The organism is Marinomonas posidonica IVIA-Po-181, from assembly GCF_000214215.1.
In the GTDB taxonomy this organism is placed as follows: Bacteria; Pseudomonadota; Gammaproteobacteria; order Pseudomonadales; family Marinomonadaceae; genus Marinomonas; species Marinomonas posidonica.
This window is the reverse complement of the sequence record NC_015559.1, coordinates 323513-347541: the sequence shown is the minus strand read 5'-3', so window position 1 is coordinate 347541 and position 24029 is coordinate 323513. Positions and strand designations below refer to the sequence as shown.

At 45.3% G+C, this 24029-nt stretch carries 19 protein-coding genes; 11 read left to right on the top strand and 8 right to left on the bottom strand.

Annotation, left to right across the window (positions count from 1 at the left end; all coding sequences use genetic code 11):
- Positions 1 to 115: 115 nt before the first annotated feature.
- Positions 116 to 1576, bottom strand: a complete 1461-nt coding sequence (locus MAR181_RS01550; RefSeq protein ID WP_013794856.1) for a leucyl aminopeptidase — start codon at positions 1574 to 1576, stop codon at positions 116 to 118.
- A 120-nt stretch (positions 1577 to 1696) separates the two neighbouring features.
- On the opposite strand from MAR181_RS01550, the gene lptF reads away from it, so the two are divergent.
- Both lptF and lptG read left to right on the top strand, forming a co-directional pair.
- On the top strand, positions 1697 to 2812 hold the full coding sequence (gene lptF / locus MAR181_RS01545; RefSeq protein WP_144011190.1) for an LPS export ABC transporter permease LptF: 1116 nt from the start codon (positions 1697 to 1699) through the stop codon (positions 2810 to 2812).
- 6 nt (positions 2813 to 2818) lie between these two features.
- Positions 2819 to 3880: an LPS export ABC transporter permease LptG gene (gene lptG, locus MAR181_RS01540; RefSeq protein WP_013794854.1), complete on the top strand. Its 1062-nt coding sequence runs from the start codon at positions 2819 to 2821 to the stop codon at positions 3878 to 3880.
- Positions 3881 to 3909: 29 nt separating this feature from the next.
- Here the strand turns inward: lptG and MAR181_RS01535 are convergent, their stop codons facing one another.
- Positions 3910 to 5076 carry an aminotransferase class I/II-fold pyridoxal phosphate-dependent enzyme gene (locus MAR181_RS01535; protein WP_013794853.1) on the bottom strand — a complete coding sequence of 389 codons (1167 nt, stop codon included), beginning with the start codon at positions 5074 to 5076 and terminating at the stop codon, positions 3910 to 3912.
- A gap of 158 nt (positions 5077 to 5234) precedes the next feature.
- On the opposite strand from MAR181_RS01535, the gene dksA reads away from it, so the two are divergent.
- From dksA to MAR181_RS01490, 9 genes are all read left to right on the top strand, one after another.
- Positions 5235 to 5669: an RNA polymerase-binding protein DksA gene (gene dksA / locus MAR181_RS01530; RefSeq protein ID WP_013794852.1), complete on the top strand. Its 435-nt coding sequence runs from the start codon at positions 5235 to 5237 to the stop codon at positions 5667 to 5669.
- A 3-nt stretch (positions 5670 to 5672) separates the two neighbouring features.
- The gene (gluQRS, locus tag MAR181_RS01525; RefSeq protein WP_013794851.1) at positions 5673 to 6551 is read left to right on the top strand and encodes a tRNA glutamyl-Q(34) synthetase GluQRS; all 879 of its coding nucleotides are present in this window, start codon (positions 5673 to 5675) and stop codon (positions 6549 to 6551) included.
- Between the two features lie 68 nt (positions 6552 to 6619).
- Positions 6620 to 8041: a sigma-54-dependent transcriptional regulator gene (locus tag MAR181_RS01520; RefSeq protein WP_013794850.1), complete on the top strand. Its 1422-nt coding sequence runs from the start codon at positions 6620 to 6622 to the stop codon at positions 8039 to 8041.
- Between the two features lie 534 nt (positions 8042 to 8575).
- A complete protein-coding gene (gene pcnB / locus MAR181_RS01515; protein ID WP_013794849.1) occupies positions 8576 to 10015 on the top strand; it encodes a polynucleotide adenylyltransferase PcnB in 1440 nt (479 codons plus the stop codon).
- Between the two features lie 14 nt (positions 10016 to 10029).
- Positions 10030 to 10512: a 2-amino-4-hydroxy-6-hydroxymethyldihydropteridine diphosphokinase gene (gene folK, locus MAR181_RS01510; RefSeq protein WP_013794848.1), complete on the top strand. Its 483-nt coding sequence runs from the start codon at positions 10030 to 10032 to the stop codon at positions 10510 to 10512.
- A gap of 3 nt (positions 10513 to 10515) precedes the next feature.
- A complete protein-coding gene (panB, locus tag MAR181_RS01505) occupies positions 10516 to 11340 on the top strand; it encodes a 3-methyl-2-oxobutanoate hydroxymethyltransferase (RefSeq protein WP_013794847.1) in 825 nt (274 codons plus the stop codon).
- Entirely contained in the window at positions 11340 to 12200 is an 861-nt protein-coding gene (gene panC, locus MAR181_RS01500) for a pantoate--beta-alanine ligase (RefSeq protein WP_013794846.1), read from the top strand. The genes panB and panC overlap by 1 nt, the downstream gene beginning before the upstream one ends.
- Before the next feature lie 58 nt (positions 12201 to 12258).
- Complete coding sequence (gene pgi, locus MAR181_RS01495; RefSeq protein ID WP_013794845.1) at positions 12259 to 13905, top strand: glucose-6-phosphate isomerase; 1647 nt, start codon at positions 12259 to 12261, stop codon at positions 13903 to 13905.
- 646 nt (positions 13906 to 14551) lie between these two features.
- Positions 14552 to 16753 (top strand): bifunctional diguanylate cyclase/phosphodiesterase, encoded by a 2202-nt coding sequence (locus MAR181_RS01490; protein ID WP_245546196.1) that lies wholly within the window; start codon positions 14552 to 14554, stop codon positions 16751 to 16753.
- A gap of 106 nt (positions 16754 to 16859) precedes the next feature.
- On the opposite strand, the gene greA is transcribed toward MAR181_RS01490, so the two are convergent.
- From greA to MAR181_RS01460, 6 genes are all read right to left on the bottom strand, one after another.
- Positions 16860 to 17336 (bottom strand): transcription elongation factor GreA, encoded by a 477-nt coding sequence (gene greA, locus MAR181_RS01485; RefSeq protein WP_041651100.1) that lies wholly within the window; start codon positions 17334 to 17336, stop codon positions 16860 to 16862.
- Entirely contained in the window at positions 17336 to 20551 is a 3216-nt protein-coding gene (gene carB, locus MAR181_RS01480; protein ID WP_013794842.1) for a carbamoyl-phosphate synthase large subunit, read from the bottom strand. The genes greA and carB overlap by 1 nt, the downstream gene beginning before the upstream one ends.
- Positions 20552 to 20571: 20 nt before the next feature.
- Positions 20572 to 21702: a glutamine-hydrolyzing carbamoyl-phosphate synthase small subunit gene (gene carA / locus MAR181_RS01475; RefSeq protein ID WP_013794841.1), complete on the bottom strand. Its 1131-nt coding sequence runs from the start codon at positions 21700 to 21702 to the stop codon at positions 20572 to 20574.
- A 250-nt stretch (positions 21703 to 21952) separates the two neighbouring features.
- The gene (locus MAR181_RS01470) at positions 21953 to 22504 is read right to left on the bottom strand and encodes a DJ-1 family glyoxalase III (RefSeq protein ID WP_013794840.1); all 552 of its coding nucleotides are present in this window, start codon (positions 22502 to 22504) and stop codon (positions 21953 to 21955) included.
- A 4-nt stretch (positions 22505 to 22508) separates the two neighbouring features.
- A complete protein-coding gene (locus MAR181_RS01465; protein ID WP_013794839.1) occupies positions 22509 to 22979 on the bottom strand; it encodes a GNAT family N-acetyltransferase in 471 nt (156 codons plus the stop codon).
- Positions 22980 to 23003: 24 nt separating this feature from the next.
- Entirely contained in the window at positions 23004 to 23852 is an 849-nt protein-coding gene (locus MAR181_RS01460; RefSeq protein WP_013794838.1) for a hypothetical protein, read from the bottom strand.
- Between the last annotated feature and the right edge of the window lie 177 nt (positions 23853 to 24029).

Here is a 24029-nt window from a genome sequence, read left to right as displayed (position 1 = left end):
CGTTTGAAAACTAATATCTTGATTCCTATTATGTTTCTCAAAAAAAAGCGGCGATAAAAATATCGCCGCTTTATGATCATTAAACCCTGCGTTTTTCTCTGGATGAGAAAGTCGCTTAAGCTTTACTGAGCAAGTAACGTGTCAACAAGGCAACAGGACGGCCACTTGCCCCTTTATTCGCACCACCCGACCAAGCCGTACCAGCAATGTCTAAATGTGCCCAAGGGTAAGATTCTGTAAAGCGGGACAAGAAACAAGCCGCCGTCACAGAACCCGCTTCAGGTCCACCAATGTTGGCAATGTCAGCGAAGTTACTGTCTAACTGCTGCTGATATTCTTCATCTAATGGCATCTGCCAAAGCTTATCAGCGGACACCTTTCCTGCCGTTTTCAACTCAGCAGCTAACGCATCATTGTTCGCATACATGCCTGAATTCACGCTACCCAAGGCCACTACACAAGCGCCCGTTAGGGTGGCGATATCAACCACGGATTTAGGCTCAAAACGCTCGATATAAGACAAGGCATCACACAATACCAAACGACCTTCCGCATCGGTATTAAGGATTTCCACGGTTTTACCAGACATGGTTTTCACTATGTCTCCAGGCTTAGTCGCATGACCACTTGGCATGTTTTCTGCCGCCGCAATCACTGCGGTGAAGTTCATCTTAGGCTTCAATTCACAAATGGCCTTCATGGTACCGAAGACACTTGCCGCTCCACACATGTCGTATTTCATCTCATCCATTTTAGGACCAGGTTTTAATGAAATGCCGCCTGTATCAAAGGTAATGCCTTTACCTAATATGACATGTGGTGCATCCCCTGCTTCACCGCCACGATAATGCATGACAATCAAGTAACTCGGCTGATCACTACCGCGACCGACCGATAACATACAATGCATGCCTAATTCATCCATTTTGGTTTCGTCTAACAACTCAACGTCAATGGGAAAATCTTCTGCTAACTGCTGCGCTTTTGAGGCCAAGTAACTGGGTGTACACACATTGCCGGGCAAATTCCCCAATTGACGAGCAAACGCTGAACCACTCGCGGTGGCTTTACCAATTGCCAACGCAGACTCATCACTGCCCTGTAGCAATAATGTGTCAACTTTCGTGGCTTTCTCAGCATCGTCCTGCTTAAAGCCGATAAAGTTGTAAAAACCTTCGTTCAGCCATTGAGCAACCAAGGCAATGATTTCAGACTCCGAACGACCTTTCATAACGAGCGCTTGGCTGGCAACAGCCACTTTAGCAAAAGGCAAACCTTTAACTTGTGCCGCAATGGCCGCCACAACTTTACGTGACTGCATGTCACTTAACGTGTCGCCTTTGCCAAGGCCAACCAACAAAACCGCTTGCGCGAAATCTTGAGTTAAAGAAGGCAATAATAAAGTTTGTGCAACACTGCCTTTGAAAACACCGGTTTCACGCAATTGGGAAATGTGCCCTGCTGCATTTTCATCCACCCAAGCCGTCGACTCAGGTAAATCACCTTCACTAGGAACAAACACAACCAACAAATCTGCCTCGACATTAGGCAGGCGATCAAATAACGCCATATTCATGAAAGAACCCTCAACAAAATAACTTTTAAAAAATACTGGATAATGTCCTTCTTACCACGAGATAATGGGGGCTTTAGATGTGTAATCAACTCTCGGCTTAAAAAGCATTATTCATCAGAGGTGACTTTGAGACTATTCCGATATTTAGCGAAAGAAGTGCTAGTGTCAACCGCTGGCGTCACGCTAATTCTATTATTGGTCATTTTAAGTGGACGCTTTTCCTATTATTTAGGGCGTGTCGCGGAAGGCAAAATGACATTCGAATTCCTGTTTGTCATTCTGGGCTACCACGTCCCAAGCTTTGTGCAAATGATTATTCCTTTGGCATTCTTTCTCTCTTTACTACTAGCATTTGGCCGCTTGTACATTGAAAATGAAATGTCGGTTTTTTTCTCCAGCGGCATCAGCAAAGTAAAATTGGCGGGCTACACGCTCGGCATCGCCTGCTTAATTAGCCTTTTCAGTGCGACCATTAACCTTTGGCTAGCCCCTGCCAGTGAGTACAAAGCCGCTGAAGCTTCTGAACAGCAAAATCAGCTCTCAACCTTTGATTTCCTGATTCCAGGACGTTTTGAAGGCCGTGGCCAACGCACAACCTACGTTGACAGCTTCACACCAGAAGAAGGCTGGATGAATAACCTCTTTATTTCTGACGTGATTCGCCAAAAAGGGAAAGACATCCCGGTTCAGACTTTTGCCGCCAATGCCGAACAGATCCGCATCAGCGACAAAGGCGATCAGAATTACTTGGTTTTTAAAAATGGCACTCGCTACGAAGGCCAACCCGGCACAGCAGAATATCGTGTTACGCAATTCGATACCTACGCCGTTCGAATGGAAAATCAGGCCAGCAAACCAATCGATGACCCTTACACTCAAAGCACACTTACTTTGATTAACAGTGATCGAAAAATTGACAAAATCGAACTGCAATGGCGCTTGTCCTTAGTTATCATCATCCCGATTCTAGCGATCATTGGTTTATCTCTGAGTCAGGTAAACCCAAGGCAGGGCCGTTTCTTCAAAATGCTGCCCGCGATTTTGATTATGATTTTATATCTCGCGCTACTAATTTGGGGCCGAACGGGACTGGAGAAAGGCAAACTCCCAATGCAATTCGGATTATGGTGGATTCACGGCATTTTCTTACTGTTAGCCGCGTTACTTTTTGCCCAATACAATCAGTTATTCCATCGCCGTAAAGCACGGTTACCCAGCGTTTCGGAGGCCGAATAGCAAACCATGAATAAAATAGACAAGTACATTGCCAGTAGCGTGTTATGGGCCTTTTTGATTGTAGTTCTGGTGTTACTCGGACTCGACTTTGCATTAACCTTCATCGAACAGATTAAAAAGGTCAACGACCACTATACAGTCGCTTCCTTGCTGCAAGTCATTCTCTTTCGCTTACCTGGAAAATTCGCAGAATACGTTCCCATAGCCTCTCTTATTGGCACTTTAATGGGATTGGGAACCCTTGCCGCGACATCTGAATTAACCGTTATGAGAGCCGCGGGGATGCCCATTTGGCGCATCGGATTTGCCGCCTGCCAGCCCATTTTATTGGTGTCTCTTATTGGCCTTGGTGTGTCTGAATTTGTCTCTCCGGTTAGTGAGCAAAAAGCCAATCTCATTGAAAAATTCCGCAATCAAAAAAGTGGCGAGTTTTCCCTCACAGGCGGAGTATGGTTAAAAGCGGACAATCGGTTAATCTATATAGACGCTGCGGATAATACCGGCAAACTGTATGGCATTGAAATTTTTGCCCCTCAAGATCAACAACTAGAAAGTATTAAAAAAGCCGCAACCGCAACTTATGTAAAGGATTCACTCTGGCAGCTCAATCAAGTTTCTGAAACCGTCTTTTACCCAGATCGGATCGACATCCAAAAGGCTAAGACACAAGACTGGCACATGAGCATCAAACCAGAACACTTATATCTGGCTTCGCAAGATCCAGAAACCCTATCCTTGAGTCAATCCATCAGCTACCAAGGGTATTTAAGCGAACAAAATTTGGATGCATCACAATACGAATTGGAATTCTGGATCACTATGCTAAGACCCATAGCGGCGATGGCATTAGTCCTAGTCGCCTTGTCGAGTGTCTTTGGTCCACTGAGGTCCTCTACCATGGGAGGGCGAATTTTCTCAGGGGTCTTGATTGGTTTAGCGTTTCAGAATGCACTTAACCTATTTGGCCGCATGAGTGTAGCGGTGGATTTCCCCCCTGTCATTGGCGTGAGCATCCCTATCGCTATTTGTCTTTGTGCCGGCATAGTCCTCATGAAGAGAAGAGGCTAACCCTCTCTCTTCAAACTCAACCCGCTGAGTTATTTCTTGATGAAGCGCTCAATTCGAGATAAAGCCTCCAGCAAATCCATCTCATCACAAGCATAGGCAAATCGCACATAGAGATTGGCATCTTTAGAGCCAAAATCTGCTCCCGGCGTCAATGCCACATATTCTGTTTCTAATAAAGCCAGACACCAAGCCATGGCATCTTGAGTCACACTGGACACATCTACATACACATAAAACGCACCTTGAGCTGGTGAGGCGACAGGCAAACCAAGCCTTTCAAGCCCCTTTAGCAAAACCAAACGACGGGCATTCAACGTTTGTCGACGTTGTTCACATTCATCCAACACATCTTGACCAAAGGCTCGTATCGCTGCATGTTGAGACACACTGGGGGCCGAGATAAACAGATTTTGCGCTAACTTGGTCGCGCCTTCGACGGCCCACTCCGGTACCACTAACCACCCAAGTCGCCAGCCTGTCATGGCAAAATATTTTGAAAAACTGTTAATCACAAACACATCGTCTGCAATGGATAAAGCGGAAAAATCCTCCCCTTCGTATACCAAGCCTTGATAAATTTCATCGACCAACAAATGCCCACCCAAGCGCTGCACTGTGTCATACATAGATTCTACATAAGACCGACTAAGCACCGCCCCGGTTGGATTAGAAGGCGAGGCTAACCACACTCCCGACGTCGTCGCTTGCCATGTTGCCTCAACGGCTTCTGGCGTCATAGCAAAAGCCTCTTCTGCCCGCGTCTCCAACAACCTTGCCCGAGCACCAACCTGCATCACAAAATGTCGGTTACAGGGATAACAGGGGTCTGGCATAAGCACGTCATCACCCGCATTAACCATCAGAGACGCCATTAACAATAAGCCCCCTGACGCACCGGGAGTCACAATGATTCGCTCTGGCGCCACTTCAACCTGATACTGCGAAGCGTAATAATGACTAATCGCCTGCTTTAGTTCTAATAACCCAGTTGCCGCCGTATAACCTGTCTGATGTTGCTCAATCGCTTGTATACCGGCTTGCTCAACCTGAGATACAGCTGAGAAATCTGGCTCACCTATTTCCAGGTGAATCACAGGCTTTCCTTCTGCCTCTAATGCCTTTGCTTTCTCCAGCACCGCCATCACTTGAAAAGGGGAAATTTGCTCAACTCGAGCCGCCAATTTATGCTGTTTCATTCGGTTTTCTCTACCTAATTAAAAATTTTCGTCACATTTTGCGCAAAAAAAGTGGTGAATAACCGAATAATCTGGTAAGTTTCCGGCCGAAAAATAAACACCTAATTTTATTGGTTACAGGTTACCACAACGGATACCTGCGAAGTGAGGCAATGCGTATGCCAAATATGAACCCAGATTCATTAATGAAAGACTTCACCCCTTATGTCGCTAAGGAAGGTGAAGAATACATGAACGAGAACCAGTTGGCGCATTTCAAAAGCATCCTACTCAACTGGAAACAAAACTTAATGGAAGAAGTGGATCGCACTGTTCACCATCTGAAAGAAGAAGCGGTAAACTATGCAGATCCAAATGACCGTGCTAGCCAAGAAGAAGAGTTTAGCCTTGAATTGCGCGCCCGTGATCGTGAGCGCAAATTGGTCAAAAAAATCTCTCAAACCATCGAGTTAATCGACAATGACGATTACGGTTTTTGTGAAGAGTGCGGTATCGAGATTGGTATTCGCCGCTTAGAAGCTCGCCCAACGGCGACCATGTGCATTGACTGTAAAACACTTGCTGAAATCAAAGAGAAGCAAGTCGGCGGTTAACCCGTGGCAAGCACCTACATAGGCCGGTTTGCGCCCTCGCCAACCGGTCCGCTTCATTTTGGCTCGCTGGTGAGTGCGTTAGCAAGTTATTTGGAAGCTAGGCAGCGACAAGGCAAATGGTTTATTCGCATTGAAGATGTGGATGGTACACGTTGTAAACCCGCTTTCGCTGAACAAATTCTAACCACACTGCAAAGCTATCACCTTATTTCTGACGATAAAGTCGAAGTTCAAAGCCAACACCATCCATCTTATCAATACTACTTAGAGCAACTAGAACAACAAGGGCAGCTTTTCCCTTGTAACTGCACTCGCCAGTCCCTCCAGCCATTCCAAGGTCGTCATCCACACATTTGCGATAGTCATACTGACGCCCCACATTCCTGGCGATTAAAGAGCTGCGAATTGGTTTATCAATATCAGGACCCCATTCAAGGGACACTCATTTTTACAGACGATCTAAAAAATACCAGCCCCATTCTAAAACGAAAAGATGGTTACTTTTCCTATCAATTAGCGGTAGTAGTGGACGACCATAGACAGAACATCACCCACCTTGTTCGTGGCGCCGACCTAATCGAAACCACCGCCCAACAGTTGCACCTGTACTCATTGTTTAATTGGACACCACCCGAGCTGTGCCATATTCCTCTTATCGTGAATCAGAATGGCGATAAAATCAGCAAACAAAATCACGCCAAAGCCATTACCGATGGAGACATCACCACCTTACTGTGCGCCCTCAAGTATCTTGGACTCAAGATCCAAGCACTCAACATGCAAGACGCCTTAGATCAGGCCATCAGATTATGGGATATAAAACGTCTAAAAGGTCAAAGCGCTCTGCCGATCCAACCACAAGACTGGCATCTCATTCAATAACGCCTCTATTCCAACCTCTCTTCATCCATGTGTATAATCGTTACATTGGTTACAAGAGGTGACACCGCATGCACAGCATTATGATTATCTGCCCCGATAATTCCCTATTGAAAGAGTCGGAAAGGTGGTTATCAAAATACGGCTTTCAAATTAATACCAGCCAATCTTTTGAGCAAGCCAACAAATATTACGACCTCTCCGCATTTGACTTAATGTTAGTGGATCAGGCAGCCATTGAACTATTAGAGAATCCAACCAACGAGATCCCAGAAAACCCAAAACACATTGTACTGGATGCCAAACCCAGCTTAAGCACTGGAGTGAACAGCATGGCAGAAGGCGCGGTTTATTATTTACCCTTACCAACAGACATAGAGACGCTTCTCAAGCACGTCGTCAACACGCTCGAACAAGGGGACCAAGAAAAAGCCACACCAGCGTCTGAGATTGTATCCTCAAACCCGGTATTATTTGCTGCCAGCGAACGTGAAGCCGCGCTTCCTCTTGGCTCACCTGGCAGTGGCATTATTGGACAATGCCCACCCATGCTGGAATTGTTCAGTGACATGCGAAAAGTCTCAGGCACAGACGTTACGGTATTGATACGAGGCGAGTCAGGGACAGGTAAAGAACTCGTGGCCAAAGCACTCCATAATCTAAGCCAACGACACGACCAGCCTATCATCACGGTCAACTGCGCCGCCATCCCCGAAAACCTAATAGAATCAGAGCTTTTCGGCCATGAGAAAGGTGCTTTCACTGGCGCAACCACGGCCCATGATGGTTTGATTATAGCGGCTGACAAAGGCACTTTATTTTTGGATGAAATTGGTGAACTCCCCCTCGAAGCTCAAGCCAGATTGTTAAGGGTACTGCAAGAAGGCGAGATTCGTCGTGTCGGTGCAACACAGTCCACTCATGTCGACATTCGCCTCATCACAGCAACCCATAGAAACCTCTTTGAAATGGTCAAAAACGGCCAATTTCGAGAAGACTTATACTATCGACTCTATGTCATGGAACTGCTTTTGCCGCCATTACGAGATCGAGGAGAAGACATTTCCATACTGGCGGAAGCCTTACTGGAAAAGACCTGTTTAAAGCATCGACGCCCACCCGTACCCTATAATAAAACATTCGACAGAACCATTCGTTCACACGATTGGCCGGGGAACGTTCGTGAACTGGAAAATGCCATTGAACGCGCGATCATACTCAGCCCCATGGACAGAGTAGAAGCCGCCAACCTCAAATTGGCAAGCCAACATCACAGTCAGGGACAGAGCTCACGAACCTCCTCTGATGACAGTGTTAAAGCCACACTTCCAGAAGGCACGACCCTTGACGATTACTTTAAACATTTCGTACTCACGCACCAACACAAAATGACGGAAACCCAGCTTGCACATTCTTTGGGCATATCCCGCAAAAGTTTATGGGAAAGAAGGCAAAAGTTAGCAATACCCAAAAAAGTAACAAACAAAAAGTAACACTTGCTACCAAAATACCCAAAAAAAGATAAGAATATTGTAAAAAAAGTGTACAGGTTTTTACAAAAAACCAATTAAATCAGTCTATTATGTTTTTTGGCACAACTAATGCCTTATATATGCCACAACGATAATAAGATTGACCAAGAATAAAAATAAGTTAATCGTCGTATGTTAGGTTCTTAACAATAAGAATAATAATTAAGAACACCGTGGCCTCTTCAAATAAAAATAAAATTTGAGGCCATGGATGGAAAATCGCTTTGGATAATTGATTTTTTTAGATATACAAGCCCTCGGGCAATGAAAACAATGCAAAAATAAAAATAAGACCCAAGTAGAACTGCAGAAGCAGCACTGACTTTGTTTTCGGAACTAGTATCTTCATGTATCCAAAGCGATTATTTTATTTCTTAATTCATCTCATTATTTTCCGATCTCCACCAAATTCACTGAAACTACCTCATAAATCGTGTAACTTTTCGCCATCACGTGTAGAATGCCATTTTCGTTAACTTTTAAATTTGTTGTCTAATGCTTACAGGATTCAAATCTCTGGTACGTAAAGCCTCTTCTGTGTTCACACCGACTAAAGCACAGACTTACCCCATTATCATACCTCGTAAACAACACAGCCTTTCAAGACAGGACATGAGTCCGAATGCTGTTAAGGTTTTATATCGTCTTAATAAAGCCGGTTATGATGCTTATTTAGTGGGTGGTTGCATACGAGACCACTTGATAGACATAGAACCCAAAGACTTTGACGTGGTCACCAATGCCACACCTGAAGAAGTGCACGCCATCTTTTCGAACTCCCGATTGATTGGACGACGCTTTCGTTTAGTGCATGTCACCTTTGGTCGAGAAATTATTGAAGTCTCCACCTTTCGAGCCAATACAGCACAAGAAGAGACACCGAGCCCAGGTGCCACGCAAACGTCATTAAAAGACAAAGATTCGGCTCGCTCCACGCACGGTATCATTCTACGTGACAATGTTTACGGCAACATAGAAGAAGATGCTGAGCGCCGAGACTTTACCTTCAATGCCCTTTATTACAATGTTCAAGACTTTAGCATTCACGATTATTGTGGCGGTCTTGCCGACATTAAAAACAAGCAAATTCGTATTATTGGTGACCCTAAACAGCGTTACCAAGAAGACCCTGTGCGGATGCTTCGCGCGATTCGCTTTGCGGGTAAGCTTGGCTTTCAGATAGAAGCCAGTACAGCAGCCCCGATAAAAGAAATGGCCCATTTACTTGACCACATTCCCCCTGCTCGCTTATTTGAAGAAGTATTAAAACTGCTGGGCAGTGGTAACGGCATTAGAACCTTTGCCCTGCTACGTGAATATGGCCTGTTTCGCTACTTGTTCCCAGACACAGACGCCTTGCTTCAAAGTGGCTGGAAACGTGATGACATTGACCCTGAAGCCTTTATTCTGCGCGGTCTGAAGAACACGGACGAACGCATTCAAAGCGGTAAAAGTACCGCGCCTTACTTCCTATATGCCATCCTAATGTGGCCAAGTGTCGTCCTAAGACACGAAGAATTTCAGGCGCAAGGCATGCCTGTCACACCTGCGCTTCATCAAGCAGCCAACATGGTGCTTGATAATCAGGTCGCTTCTACCGCCATCCCACGTCGATTCTCAACACCAATGCGTGAAATTTGGGACATGCAACTTAGGCTACCGAAACGTTATGGCAAACGCGCTTTTCAACTGTTAGAGCACCCAAGGTTTCGAGCTGGCTTTGATTTTTTACTGATACGTGAACAAAGCGGCACTGAGTTGAACGATCTTGGCGCCTGGTGGGAAGCTTTCCAGCATGGCAACGAGAACCAACAACGCGACCTTATTAAACAAATTGATAGCCGCTCGAATAATAATGAAGGGCCGAAGAAACGTCGCCCTCGTCGACGTCGTAAAAGCAATGCCCCACAGAGAGACATTTCAAGCGACTCATAAGAGACAGGCAGATGATGACAGCTTACATTGGTCTTGGCAGTAATCTTGATCAGCCACTTGAGCAGATTCGCCAAGCCATCCAAACTCTTGCTAAACAGCCGAGTTTGAACAATTTGAGAATATCTAAACTGTACGCCAGCAAACCGGTTGGTCCACAAGATCAACCGGATTATGTGAATGCAGTTGCGTCATTCGAAACGTCATTATCTGGCATCGAATTATTGGATCTACTGCAATCCATTGAACAAGATCATCACAGGCTTCGCGAACGTCATTGGGGACCGCGCACCTTAGATTTAGATCTGTTATTGTATGGACAAGAGCAGATTGATTTACCAAGATTGACTGTGCCACATCCTTTTATGCTTGAACGAGGCTTTGTCATCCAACCTCTTCATGATCTTGCTCCCGATATGCTCTTGGTGAATGGCACAACCGTTACCGAGCAGTTACACCAACTTGATACCAGCGACTTGGTTATTATCACAGAAGAATAAGATATGTATTCAGACAACTCACAAAAAAAACTGGCCAAACCCGTTACTTTGTCGACACTCAAAAAAATGAAGATCGATAAAGAAAAAATCACCTGCCTGACCTCTTATGACGCCTCCTTCACGAACGTTATGAATGCGGCTGGCGTTGAAACCATTCTGGTCGGCGACTCCCTTGGTATGGTCATTCAGGGCAAAGACAGTACTTTGCCAGTGACGATCGAAGAAATGTGCTATCACACCGCCGCCGTTAAACGTGGCAACACCAATGCCTTTATCATGTCAGATATGTCTTTCATGAGTTACAGCAAGCCAGAGCAGGCATTAGACAATGCCGCTAAACTGATGCAAGCCGGGGCCAACATGGTGAAACTAGAAGGTGGCAGCTGGCTTGCTGACACCATTAAACTGTTAAGCCAACGCGGCATCCCAGTTTGCGCTCATTTAGGCTTAACCCCTCAATCCGTTCATAAGTTAGGCGGCTATAAAGTACAGGGCAAGAGCCAAGATGCGGCCGAATTATTGTTACAAGAGTCATTAGATCTAGTGGAAGCTGGCGCCGACATTCTACTTTACGAGTGCATCCCTACTGAACTTGGCAAGACGTTAACCGAAGCGGTTCCAGTCCCAACCATCGGCATTGGCGCAGGTCATCACACGGATGGCCAAGTATTAGTTTTACACGATATGTTAGGCATCAACCTTGGCCATGTCCCTCGATTCGTCAAAAACTTTTTAATCGATGGTCGTAATGTGACTCAGGCCTTTGAAGCCTATGTAGACGAAGTAAAAAGCACCAGCTTTCCTGGCCCAGAACACGGATTTCAATAATGCAGACGTTTCATACCGTTGCCGAATTAAGAGCAGCACTCAAAACCTTACGCCTTCAAGATAAGAGCATTGCTTTTGTACCAACCATGGGCAACCTACACGACGGCCATATGTCATTAATCCGTCGAGCAGCACAAGAAGCAGACATTGTCGTTTCATCTATCTTCGTCAACCCAATGCAGTTTTCCGCCAACGAAGACTTAGAGCGCTACCCAAAAACCCTTGAAGAAGATAAGAAGGTATTAAAGGCCAATGGCTGTAACTATGTCTTTGCTCCAGATGCGTTAGAAATGTACCCAGATGGAAAACGCAGTCAGACACAGATTGAAGTAGTTGGCTTATCCGACATACTCTGTGGTGCTTCTCGCCCTGGGCATTTTGTCGGCGTGGCGACTGTCGTCACTAAATTATTCAACATAGTGCAGCCTGATTGCGCTATTTTTGGTAATAAAGATTTCCAACAATTAAAAGTCATCGAAGACATGACACGAGATCTCAGCTCTAATGTTCGCATTATAGGGATAGACACCGCCCGAAATGACGATGGTTTGGCGATGAGTTCTCGTAATGGCTATCTAACAGAACAAGAACGAGACATTGCACCGACAATGTACAAAACACTACTCTGGGCAAAAGAACAGCTCATAGCAAACAGCGCGAGTCACGAGGACATCCGCGAACAAGCTCAACAGAAGCTTGAAGCGGCTGGTTTCCGTCGTGATTATTTTGAAATCCGCGCGCAAGATAACTTACAAACGCCAACAGAGGAAGAGAAGTGCTTGGTCATCTTGGCCGCAGCACATCTAGGGAGCGCACGTCTTATTGACAACTTGCGCGTAGAACTTGGGCAAGCTGAGTAATTTAACCTTAAACTCAACCCCATAACCTAATTCACTTTCAAACACGAGGGAGATTGTAATGCGTTCACCCACTGAATTTTCTGCCTGGAAAAAACTGGCGGAACATCAACAGGAGATGATCTCTGTTGATATGACATCACTTTTCCAAGCCGACCCTAAGCGCGCTGACAAATATCAAGCACAAGCGGCTGGCTGGACCCTTGACTATGCCAAAAACCGAGCCAATGACACCACCCTTTCTTTGCTGACAGAACTGGCAAATGAAGCGGGTATGAAAAACGCCATTGACGGTATGTTCAGCGGCGCCCACATCAACAACACAGAAGATCGCTCAGTACTACATGTCGCCCTACGTGCAAGCCAAGCACAAGACACTCTTATGGTGGATGGCGTAAATGTACTCGCGGAAGTTCGTGCCACATTAAAGCAGATGGAACAATTTGTTGCGCAACTGCACACTGGTGAATGGCAAGGCTATACCGGAAAAGCCATTACCGATGTGGTGTCAATTGGTATTGGTGGCTCTTACCTTGGTCCTAAAGTCGTCGCTGAGGCGCTCACGCCGTACAAAAAAGACAGCATAAAGGTTCACTTCGTCGCCAATATTGACGGTTCAGACATCACTGGCAAACTAAAGCAACTTAATCCAGAAACCACGCTATTCGTGATCTCATCAAAAACCTTCGGCACACTGGAAACCCTGTCTAACGCCAATGCCGCGCGCGACTGGTTCCTAAGCAACGGTGGCTCACAAGACAATGTCAGCAAACACTTTGCGGCGGTTAGCTCAAACGTCAAGAAAGCCGTTGATTTTGGCATGGCTAAAGAAAACATTTTCCCTATGTGGGATTGGGTTGGCGGACGCTACTCGCTTTGGTCTGCGATTGGTTTACCCGTGGCCATTGCCGTTGGCATGGATAACTTTTACGAATTGCTAGACGGCGCTCACCAAATGGATGAGCACTTCCGTACCGCGCCGCTTGAAGAAAACCTACCTGTCATTATGGGTGTCTTGGGCGTGTGGTACATCAACTTCCACAATGCACAAACCCATGCATTGATTCCATACGACCACTATTTACGCGCCATGCCTGCTCATATTCAGCAGCTTGATATGGAAAGTAATGGTAAAGCAAATCTACTCAATGGCGACGCTGTCGAAACAGACACAGGTCCAATCATCTGGGGTGGCGCTGGCACAAATGGTCAACATGCTTACCACCAATTGTTGCACCAAGGCACTCGCCTTGTACCTGTGGATTTCATCGCACCATTAACCAGCCACAACCCCATTGCAGAACACCACACGCACTTGTTCGCGAACTGCCTGAGTCAGTCGCAAGCGCTAATGGTAGGTAAAACCCTTGAACAAGCACAACAAGAGCTAAAAGATGCCGGAGCAACAGACGAACAAGTTGCTAAGATTGCACCACATAAAGTGATCAAGGGAAATCGTCCAAGCAACACCTTACTGACTGACAAAATGACACCCGCAAGTGTCGGAGCGTTAATCGCGCTTTACGAGCACCGCACTTTTGTCCAAGGTACCATTTGGGGCATCAACTCATTCGATCAATGGGGCGTTGAACTAGGTAAAGTATTGGGTACAGACATCTATAACCGCCTAGTCAGCAACAGCGACAACAGCGCACTGGATGCATCAACTCAAGCTTTGATTAAAGCCTTTAAGAAAGCTCAACACTAACAAGTATGTGTTAGATTAAGTTAGAAAAACACCAGCCTCGGCTGGTGTTTTTATTCTCACGTCTTTGGACGGCACACTCAATTCAGACGAGGCACACGATACCCCAGAAAGACTTTTCGTTATTGATGGTCAGCTCAACCTTAGAGTCGATTCAGACATGATCATGGTTCATGCAGGTATAATTTTTATTGCGCCCATTGGCATCACACACTCCATCGCCTCCAATGTGATGCTTTGAGCTTGTACTAGAAATGATTACGTTCTTTGAGCTTGTCCTAGAGATGATTAAGCTCTCTATGCTTTGTATCTAAAAAAAAACCTGTCTAAAGTAAAATAGGGATAACCATGCCGATCAATTTCCAGTAAAAAAGTCAGAAAACAATTTAACACCACCAACAAAGCGTTACACAAATCCACAACAAGCCTACTGATTACAGTGGTGGTTACATTCTTTGGGCTCTATATTTAATAAAGTGCCTAACTATTTTTTATACTAAAGACAAATACTAAAACCCGCTTAATACCTTAACTCCGACAAACATTTTATCTGTACGAGACAAAAATGACCTTTTTCAAAAAAAATATTTGGACAGCTTTTTATCTAACCACTCTGATTTGGTTTTTATTTTTTGGCGCGGCGACTTTTGTGAGCTACCAAACAGTTTATGAAGAATATACCGCTGAACAAAAGAAGCTTATGTCATTGACGGCCAACTCTATTCAATCTACCTTGCGTCAATATGAGGTTCTGCTTGATCTCGTAGCCAAAGAAGTCACGGCCTACGGAGAATTGACAGATAAAAACATCATTCAAAAAGTCATGGACTCTGTTGTAGAAGTCGACAATTCTATGATTGGCGTCGGCTTGTTTTTACCCAATGGCGATGTATATGCAGCCTCTTCAGGCGTCAAACTCCCAGCCAACTTTAACCTCTTATCACAAGCAGAAAACCGTGAAAGCTTCCAACAAACACTGGCATCCAACAAAATGGTGTTGGGGCGCACCTACCAAAGTGAAGTCTTAAAAACCATTGCCTTCCCAATGCGAAAATCCGTTGTAGACCCAGACGGTAATGCTTTATTCGTATTATCTACCGTAATAAACATTCCGAAAGGCTTTAAGTTTTTCTTCGAGGGTGAAAGCAATCAAAACAACAGTGACCTCTATCTCTATCGCGGCAGCGATAGGTATTTTCAAATAGTGCTGACTCACCATCAACTCGATCCGGAAATTTACAACTACCAAATTCCTCAAGCCAATATTGCACAAGCTTTTCGCACACTAAAACTGAAAAAAGGCCTGAGCATTGAAGACATCAAAGCGAATGACTTGGAAGTCATTACCACCAGTGTGCAACCAGGCTCAACCAGCCAAGCTGTAAGCCGTTATTTACCTCAATATGATTTGTGGGCAGAACTAACATTAGACAATGACTATGTATTAGGCTTGTTTTTCAAAGAATTACAGGTACTCATTAGCATTTTTGTCGGTTCCTTATTACTGATTTATTTGCTATTCAGAGGCATCGCCACCAATGAAAAACGCATCAAAGATGCCCTAGAGCATCAAGCCAGTCACGACTATCTAACCGCGCTTCACAATCGTTTTTATTTGGATCAACAATTAGCTTCAATGAAAAAAGGCTCGAATTATTATCTTATTTTCATCGACCTAGATAATTTCAAAGCCATCAATGATGGTTACGGTCACGAAATTGGCGACAGAGTACTCTGCCTAGTTGCCGAAAGATTGCAATCCTTAGTGAGCCCACAAGATGTTTTGGTACGCTACAGCGGCGACGAGTTCATTATTGTGGCCTTCAACAAGAACGAGAGCAGCATCAGCACCTTCTGCCAAGCCATTCAGAGCCGTTTGGCATCACCTTCAATGATCGGTGATTATCGTTTTGTGTTAAGCGCCAGCATTGGTATAGCCGCCTTCCCAGAAGATGGTCAAGATTTGGACGAGCTCAAACGCTATGCCGATCTTGCTATGTACGAAGCAAAGAAAATACGCAACACCATTACCTTCTTTCGCGAGGACTTCAAGCAAGCTTATAAATATCGTGCACAGATGGAGCAAGAGCTGAAGAAAGCCATATTACAGAATGAGCTGTACATGATGTATCAGCCACAAATACGTCGCGATGGCGGAACCCTTGGTGTCGAAGCATTAGTTCGCTGGGAAAATCAATTACTAGGTTTTGTCCCACCAGATAAATTCATTGCCGTTGCGGAAACTTGTGGACTAATGTTACCTATCGGTGAATTTATTATCGACCAAACGTTTGCTGACATAACCGAAATTCAAAACCAAACAGGCTTACCTGTAACCGTATCCATCAATATTTCAGTACGCCAATTTCAGCATAATGAATTCTTCGATAGATTGATTGAACTGATAGAAAAGCACAGCTTCATTCACGTTGAATTGGTACTTGAAGTAACAGAAAACCTCTTTATCGACGATGTTATCGGCATTCAAAATTTAATGAAAAAAATACGCGAGAAGGGCATTCGTATTTCCTTGGACGATTTTGGAACAGGCTACTCTTCATTGAGCTTGTTAAATCAGTTGCCGATTGATGAACTTAAGATAGACAAGAGCTTTGTTGATGACATTACAACCAACAGCAATACCCTTGCTATGGTAGAAGGCATTATTGCAATCGCTAGAAGATTAAACATCACAACCGTAGTGGAAGGGGTTGAAACAGATGAACAAAGAAAAATACTCGCCGATTTGGAGTGTGATGTGTTCCAAGGGTATTACTTCTCAAAACCACTAAAACTCGAAGACCTTAAAGCTTTTTTGGTCTCTAACACTCACTTATTTAATGCTAAATAAGGCTTTCAATCACACTAAGACTAAACAGGCCCAATAGCCTTTCGTTACCTTAGACACAAAAAAACCACCCTGCTTTCACAGGGTGGTTTTTTAACTCAGTCCAATATTAAAGGTATTGAACTTTTTCGATTTCATAAACCGCTTCGCCACTAGGAATCTTAACAGCCACTTCGTCGCCTTCTTCCTTGCCGATAATAGCTTTTGCGATAGGTGAAGCATAAGAAATCTTCTTCACTTTCACATCCGCTTCATCATCACCAACGATCTGATAAGTGACCGTATCTTCTGTATCAACATTATACAGAGTAACAGTTGTACCAAAGACAACCTTACCAGTCGCAGGCATAGACTTCACATCAATCACTTGTGAATCAGACAGTTTACCTTCGATCTCTTTAATACGACCTTCAGTAAAACCTTGCTCTTCACGAGCAGCATGATATTCCGCGTTTTCTTTTAAGTCGCCATGCTCACGTGCCGTTGCAATGTCTGCAATAACACGAGGACGGACAACAGTTTTCAAGTGATTCAGCTCTTCTCTAAGACGAGCTTCACCCTCTACTGTCATTGGAACCTTTTTCATCATTTCCCCAAGTGCAAATCTTGTAATCTTCTGACTTTGGTTTCGCCGGTTAGGCCAATTGCCAAACTCGTCGCCTCAGCGCCAGCCAATGTCGTAGTGTAACAAACCTTGCGCTGTAATGCTGTACGACGAATCAAAGAAGAGTCGGTAATCGCTTGAGTACCTGATGTGGTGTTAATTATGTAATCGATTTCGCCATTTTTCATCATATCCACAATATGAGGACGACCTTCGTTTACTTTATTCACCTTACGAACTTCAACGCCATGTTCCGTCAGATATTTCGCTGTGCCTTCTGTACCAACAAGATCAAAACCTTGTTGCGCCAGACGCTGAGCAACCGCGACCGCACCTTCTTTATCCATATCACGTACACTGATAAAAGCACGCCCTGATGTTGGCAATTCTGTACCACCACCTAATACCGCTTTACCAAAGGCTTCTGCGAACGTATCGCCAACCCCCATGACTTCACCAGTCGACTTCATTTCAGGACCAAGAATAGGATCCACACCTTGGAACTTATTGAATGGGAAGACTGCTTCTTTAACACTGTAGTAAGAAGGAATGATCTCTTCTGTAAAGCCCAATTCAACCAGACTCTTACCTGCCATGACCAAGGCCGCCACTTGCGCCAGAGAGCGACCAATGCACTTAGACACGAATGGAACCGTACGTGATGCACGAGGATTCACCTCAATGACGTAGATTTCACCATCCTGAACCGCTAGCTGAGTGTTCATCAAACCGATCACACCCAACTCAAGCGCCATGCTCTTAATCATCTCGCGAATATTATCTTGCGTTGCTGCAGGTAAAGAATAAGGTGGCAATGAACATGCAGAATCACCAGAGTGAACACCCGCTTGCTCAATGTGCTGCATAATACCGCCGATCACCACTTGCTCACCATCAGACACACAATCAATGTCGATCTCGATAGCAGCATTCAGGAAGTGATCAAGCAATACTGGGCTGTCGTTAGAAACTTTAACGGCCGTTGTCATATAACGAGTCAGTTCTTTCTCGTTATAAACAATTTCCATTGCCCGACCACCCAAAACATAAGATGGGCGAACCACTAATGGATAACCAATTTCCGCCGCTTTCACAATCGCCTGTTCTGTAGAACGTACTGTCGCATTGTTAGGCTGCTTGTAACCAAGACGCTGAATCATGCTTTGGAAACGTTCACGGTCTTCCGCACGGTCAATGGCTTCTGGCGTTGTACCAATGATAGGCACACCTTCATTCTGAAGAGCACGAGCAATTTTCAGAGGCGTTTGTCCGCCGAACTGAACAATCACCCCTTTTGGCTTCTCAGTACGTACGATTTCCAATACGTCTTCTAGTGTGACTGGCTCAAAGTACAGACGATCAGAGGTATCGTAATCGGTTGAAACCGTTTCTGGGTTACAGTTCACCATGATGGTTTCGTAACCGTCTTCACGCAAACCAAGCGCCGCGTGGACACAGCAGTAATCAAATTCGATACCTTGACCGATACGGTTAGGGCCACCACCTAGAATGATGACCTTATCTTTGTCGGTTGGTGCCGCTTCACATTCGTCTTCATAAGAGGAGTACATGTAAGCGGTATTCGTCGCAAACTCCGCCGCACAGGTATCAACGCGCTTATAAACCGGATGCACATCCAACAAATAACGGCGCTCGCGTAAGGATTTCTCCGTTACTTGTAGTAAGTCTGCAAGGCGAGCATCGGAGAAACCTTTGCGCTTCAAGCGACGCATCACGTCAAACGTCATGTCAGCCAAGCCTTTGTCAGACAAAGCGGTTTCTTCTTTGATAAGGTCTTCGATCTGTACCAAGAACCAAGGATCAACCCCGGTCACAGCATACAATTCGTCTACAGACATACCTGAACGGAAACCATCACCAATGTACCAAATACGATCGGCACCTGGTGATTGCAACTCATGTGACAATTTCTCTTTGCTGTTTTCTTCTGCCATGTCCAGCTGAGGATTGAAACCGTCGGAACCCGTCTCCAAACCACGCAGAGCTTTTTGCAAAGACTCTTGGAAGCTACGACCAATCGCCATGACTTCACCAACCGACTTCATTTGTGTAGTGAGTCGATCGTTCGCCGTAGGGAATTTTTCAAAAGTGAAACGAGGAATCTTAGTCACAACATAGTCAATCGCAGGTTCGAAACTTGCAGGCGTTTGACCGCCAGTGATGTCGTTCTGCAATTCATCCAAGGTGTAACCAATGGCCAACTTAGCAGCAATTTTCGCAATCGGGAAACCAGTCGCTTTTGATGCCAAGGCAGAGGAACGAGACACGCGAGGATTCATTTCAATCACCACAAGACGGCCCGTTTTCGGATCCATACCGAACTGTACGTTCGAACCACCGGTTTCAACACCAATCTCACGCAATACAGCTAAAGAAGCGTTACGCATGATTTGGTATTCTTTGTCCGTCAGGGTTTGGGCTGGTGCTACTGTGATGGAGTCACCTGTGTGAACGCCCATGGCATCGAAGTTTTCAATGGCACAAACAATAATGCAATTGTCTTTTTTGTCTCGTACCACTTCCATTTCGTATTCTTTCCAACCGATCAAAGACTCATCGATTAGCAATTCGTTGGTTGGTGACAAATCCAAACCACGAGTACAAATTTCTTCAAACTCTTCCATGTTGTAAGCAATACCACCACCGGTACCACCCATGGTGAAAGAAGGACGGATAATACAAGGGAAGCCGACTTCAGCCTGTACTTTCAAGGCCTCTTCCATATTGTGTGCAATGCCCGCACGAGGACACTCAAGGCCAATTGACTTCATCGCTTGGTCAAAACGATTACGGTCTTCTGCTTTATCGATCGCGTCAGCCGTCGCACCAATCATTTCAACATTGTATTTTTCCAGAACACCATGACGCTCTAGATCCAACGCACAGTTCAATGCCGTTTGCCCACCCATGGTTGGCAATACCGCGTCTGGACGCTCTTTCTCAATGATTTTTTCAACCGTTTTCCACTCAATCGGCTCGATGTAAGTAGCATCGGCCATGACTGGATCCGTCATGATAGTGGCAGGGTTCGAGTTGACTAGAATCACTCGGAAGCCTTCTTCACGCAGGGCTTTACAGGCTTGCGCACCTGAGTAATCAAACTCACAGGCTTGACCAATAACAATCGGGCCAGCACCTAAAATTAAGACGCTTTTTATGTCAGTACGTTTTGGCATAATCTTTCGTTCCGCTCCTTTTAGGCTTTTGAGGCTTTGATGTTGTCAATAAATTGGTCGAACAAAGGCGCAACATCATGTGGCCCTGGGCTCGCTTCTGGGTGACCTTGGAAGCTGAACGCTTTTTTATCGGTTCGACTAATTCCCTGCAAAGAGCCATCAAACAGAGACTTATGTGTCATCTCCAAGTTAGCAGGCAAACTGTCTTCATCCACCGCAAAACCATGGTTTTGGCTAGTGATCATCACAGTACCTTGCTTGATGTCTTGAACTGGGTGGTTGGCACCATGGTGACCAAATTTCATTTTCTTGGTCTTAGCACCACTGGCCAGCGCCAACAATTGGTGACCAAGACAGATACCAAATACAGGAAGCTCAGTTTCTAGAATGTCTTTGATCGCTTGGATTGCGTAATCACATGGCTCTGGATCACCTGGGCCGTTTGATAGAAACACACCATCTGGATTCAACGCCAAGACGTCACTGGCTGGTGTTTTCGCTGGTACAACGGTTAAGCGGCAACCACGCTCAACCAACATACGTAAAATATTACGCTTCACACCGAAATCATAGGCAACAACATGAAATTCGGAACTTTCTGGAGTAGTATGACCTTCAACCAAATCCCAAGTGGATTCAGTCCATTCGTACGTTTCTTGCACCGTCACTTCTTTCGCTAAATCCATGCCTTTTAAGCCAGGGAAAGCACGCGCTGCAGCAATGGCTTCTTCTTCATTAATGCTGTCACCCGCTATAATGCAACCAGCTTGTGCACCTTTCTCACGAAGAATACGAGTCAATTTACGAGTATCAATATCCGCGATGCCAACCACACCTTTACGAGTTAGGTAGTCAGACAAGGTCTCTTCTTTGCGCCAGCTGCTGGCTAATAAAGGTAAATCACGAATAATTAAACCCGAACACCACACTTGGTTAGACTCTTCATCTTCAGAGTTAACACCAGTATTACCGATATGTGGGTAAGTCAAAGTGACCATTTGTCGAGCGTAGGAAGGATCAGTAAGAATTTCTTGATAACCAGTCATTGAGGTGTTGAATACCACCTCTGCGGTTGATGAGCCATCCGCTCCGATCGACACGCCCTTAAAAATTGTGCCGTCTTCCAGAGCTAGAATCGCTGATGTTGCCAAAGGAACCTCCCGTTTAGAGCCTATCAGGTTGCAAAAAAGCGAGACGAACCGGCGGCCCATCTCGCTTTTAAGAAATTGCGTTTTTGCCGTCTATCCATCATCAGAATGTAGATGGATCTCGCGTTCAAAAAATCTGCCTAATTTTACTCTGAACAGGTTGAATCGTCCACCTAAGAATGGCGCTGAAATGGTGAAATGCAGCCTATTTTCGTGCTTTTTAACTAACTCTTTGGTCAGGAATGAGCATTCTTTAACACAACAAGCCTTCGGCGACTTTTTGCGCCTCTTCATAGCCTTTAAGATTCGCCAACAAGGTCAATGCAAACACCATGGAAACCGCAGGACCTTTCGCGGTTAAAATATTACCGTCCATCACCACAGGCTCATCCGCCACGTATTCCGCTCCCGTTAAACCTGATTCAAATCCAGGGTAACAAGTTGCTTGCTTGTCCACGACAAAACCATGCGTTCCCAGCACCAGCGCAGGCGATGCACAAATCGCCGCCAATAATGCATCTTGAATATCGTGTTTTTCCAGCAAGTCCACTAGGACGTCACTATCACGAAGATGCTCGGCCCCCGGCATACCACCTGGCAAAGCAATGGCATCAAACATTTTCTCAGTGTGTTCACTCAACAGAGTGTCCGCCGTTAGTTGGCAACCATTGGCTAGGGTCACATTGGTTGTTTCGTGGACACTGGCGACTGTTACCTCCACGCCGCCACGTCTCAACACATCAATCATGGTGATGGTTTCGATGTCTTCGTTGCCATTGGCGACCGGTACCAATACTTTGCTCATCTTTCTATCCTCTTCCGACAGGGGAAACTAACGTGTACAAACAAGCCGATTCGCGACCTGTCTCTGTTTGATAATACTGTTTACGCCGACCCACCAATTCAAACCCTAGAGCTTCATACAAATAAATCGCGGCCAAATTTGATTCACGCACTTCTAATAGAAATTCCGCAACACCTTGCTTATTCAAACTGTCGAGCCAATGCTGCACCAATTGTTTAGCAATGCCTTGCCGGCGCACATTTGAATCAACCAATACCAACTCCAGTTCGGATTGATCAACACAGCGAGACGCGGTCAGCCAAGCGACGATGGTGTTGGGATTTTGTGCTTCGCACATCACCCAATTTAGGCGAACTTCCAAAGCATCGGCCACCAAAGTGCGGCCCCAAGGATGAGGATTTGAATGTTTGTCCAAGCTTTCGAGACCTAACACATCAGATTCAACAGCTGGACGAATCACGTAGGTAGAATTCATAGATAGACGCCGCATTTCATTGTATTAATGGGACGAAAAGAAACTCGTTTGCATGCTATTCCAAGCTTCCTTTCGCAACTCAGGAATTCGGTGTAACTCAGATAAACTCACAATCCTAGCTGTAGCATAGGATTTTAACGGGCTACTGCCGGGCAAGTCGTCCATTAATTGGGCGATTTTACTTCCCGCTATCACCAGCTTCGCTTCGGGTAAAAATTCTTGGGTCCAACGTTGAACCGAGGATTCCAACGCACCAATCAACCAATCAGTACGATTTGAAAAGTGTGGATTTTTCAATACCCCAGGCCAAGCAAACGCATAACGCTGCCAGTTTTCAACCGGCTCTTTTAATAAAGCCTGTGCCAATTTCAACGCCAACTGATCGATTGCTTCTTGCTGCGAGAAAACCGCAGGCACATCACTCAGAATCAACAGTTTATTCGACAAAGCATAAGCTCTAAGCTCAATCGAGGATACCTGACTCAAACTAACGTCCGCCGCCACTTCAATGTCGACGGCCAATTCTTCAATCGGCTGTAGATCTTCAACAATGATTTCAGGCGCCGCATTTAGCTGCTCGCGCAAATTGGAAACAGATTGTTGTTTTTCTTCGGGGTCTAACCTCACCTGGGGTTGAGCGGCTTTGGCCGAGAAGCCAGACTCTCTGTCATCTGGGACAGAGGGAGCTATCTCATCAATCGAGGTTTCAGAGTCCGTCAACACATTGCCTTGAGCTTGCCAAGGTTGCGCAGGGAAATACACTTGCCCCGTCGTTTCTTCCACACCATTCAGCCAAGTCACCACCCCCATCTGTGCAAGGCACTGGGTTTGAAAAGCATGCTGTGACGATAATTCGCGTAAGCGATTACTCATAATGGTTATGACTCATCAATGACGATAGTGAATAAGGGCTGTTTCGAATAACCAGAATATACGCGTTTCCTTGCTTAGATGCTACCGAACAGCCCGTTCCACATAGTGTCGAGTGACACAAATGTGTATAATCCTCAACTAATATCGAATCGATAGCGCCCTTTCAACCATTTTTTA

Bases quoted from the DNA above. Each gene is read 5' to 3' on its own strand.
- MAR181_RS01550 (WP_013794856.1), bottom strand. From the start codon at position 1,576: ATGAATATGGCGTTATTTGATCGCCTGCCTAATGTCGAGGCAGATTTG.
- lptG (WP_013794854.1), top strand. From the start codon at position 2,819: ATGAATAAAATAGACAAGTACATTGCCAGTAGCGTGTTATGGGCCTTT.
- MAR181_RS01535 (WP_013794853.1), bottom strand. From the start codon at position 5,076: ATGAAACAGCATAAATTGGCGGCTCGAGTTGAGCAAATTTCCCCTTTT.
- dksA (WP_013794852.1), top strand. From the start codon at position 5,235: ATGCCAAATATGAACCCAGATTCATTAATGAAAGACTTCACCCCTTAT.
- MAR181_RS01520 (WP_013794850.1), top strand. From the start codon at position 6,620: ATGCACAGCATTATGATTATCTGCCCCGATAATTCCCTATTGAAAGAG.
- pcnB (WP_013794849.1), top strand. From the start codon at position 8,576: ATGCTTACAGGATTCAAATCTCTGGTACGTAAAGCCTCTTCTGTGTTC.
- folK (WP_013794848.1), top strand. From the start codon at position 10,030: ATGACAGCTTACATTGGTCTTGGCAGTAATCTTGATCAGCCACTTGAG.
- panB (WP_013794847.1), top strand. From the start codon at position 10,516: ATGTATTCAGACAACTCACAAAAAAAACTGGCCAAACCCGTTACTTTG.
- panC (WP_013794846.1), top strand. From the start codon at position 11,340: ATGCAGACGTTTCATACCGTTGCCGAATTAAGAGCAGCACTCAAAACC.
- pgi (WP_013794845.1), top strand. From the start codon at position 12,259: ATGCGTTCACCCACTGAATTTTCTGCCTGGAAAAAACTGGCGGAACAT.
- greA (WP_041651100.1), bottom strand. From the start codon at position 17,336: ATGAAAAAGGTTCCAATGACAGTAGAGGGTGAAGCTCGTCTTAGAGAA.
- carB (WP_013794842.1), bottom strand. From the start codon at position 20,551: ATGCCAAAACGTACTGACATAAAAAGCGTCTTAATTTTAGGTGCTGGC.
- MAR181_RS01470 (WP_013794840.1), bottom strand. From the start codon at position 22,504: ATGAGCAAAGTATTGGTACCGGTCGCCAATGGCAACGAAGACATCGAA.
- MAR181_RS01465 (WP_013794839.1), bottom strand. From the start codon at position 22,979: ATGAATTCTACCTACGTGATTCGTCCAGCTGTTGAATCTGATGTGTTA.
- MAR181_RS01460 (WP_013794838.1), bottom strand. From the start codon at position 23,852: ATGAGTAATCGCTTACGCGAATTATCGTCACAGCATGCTTTTCAAACC.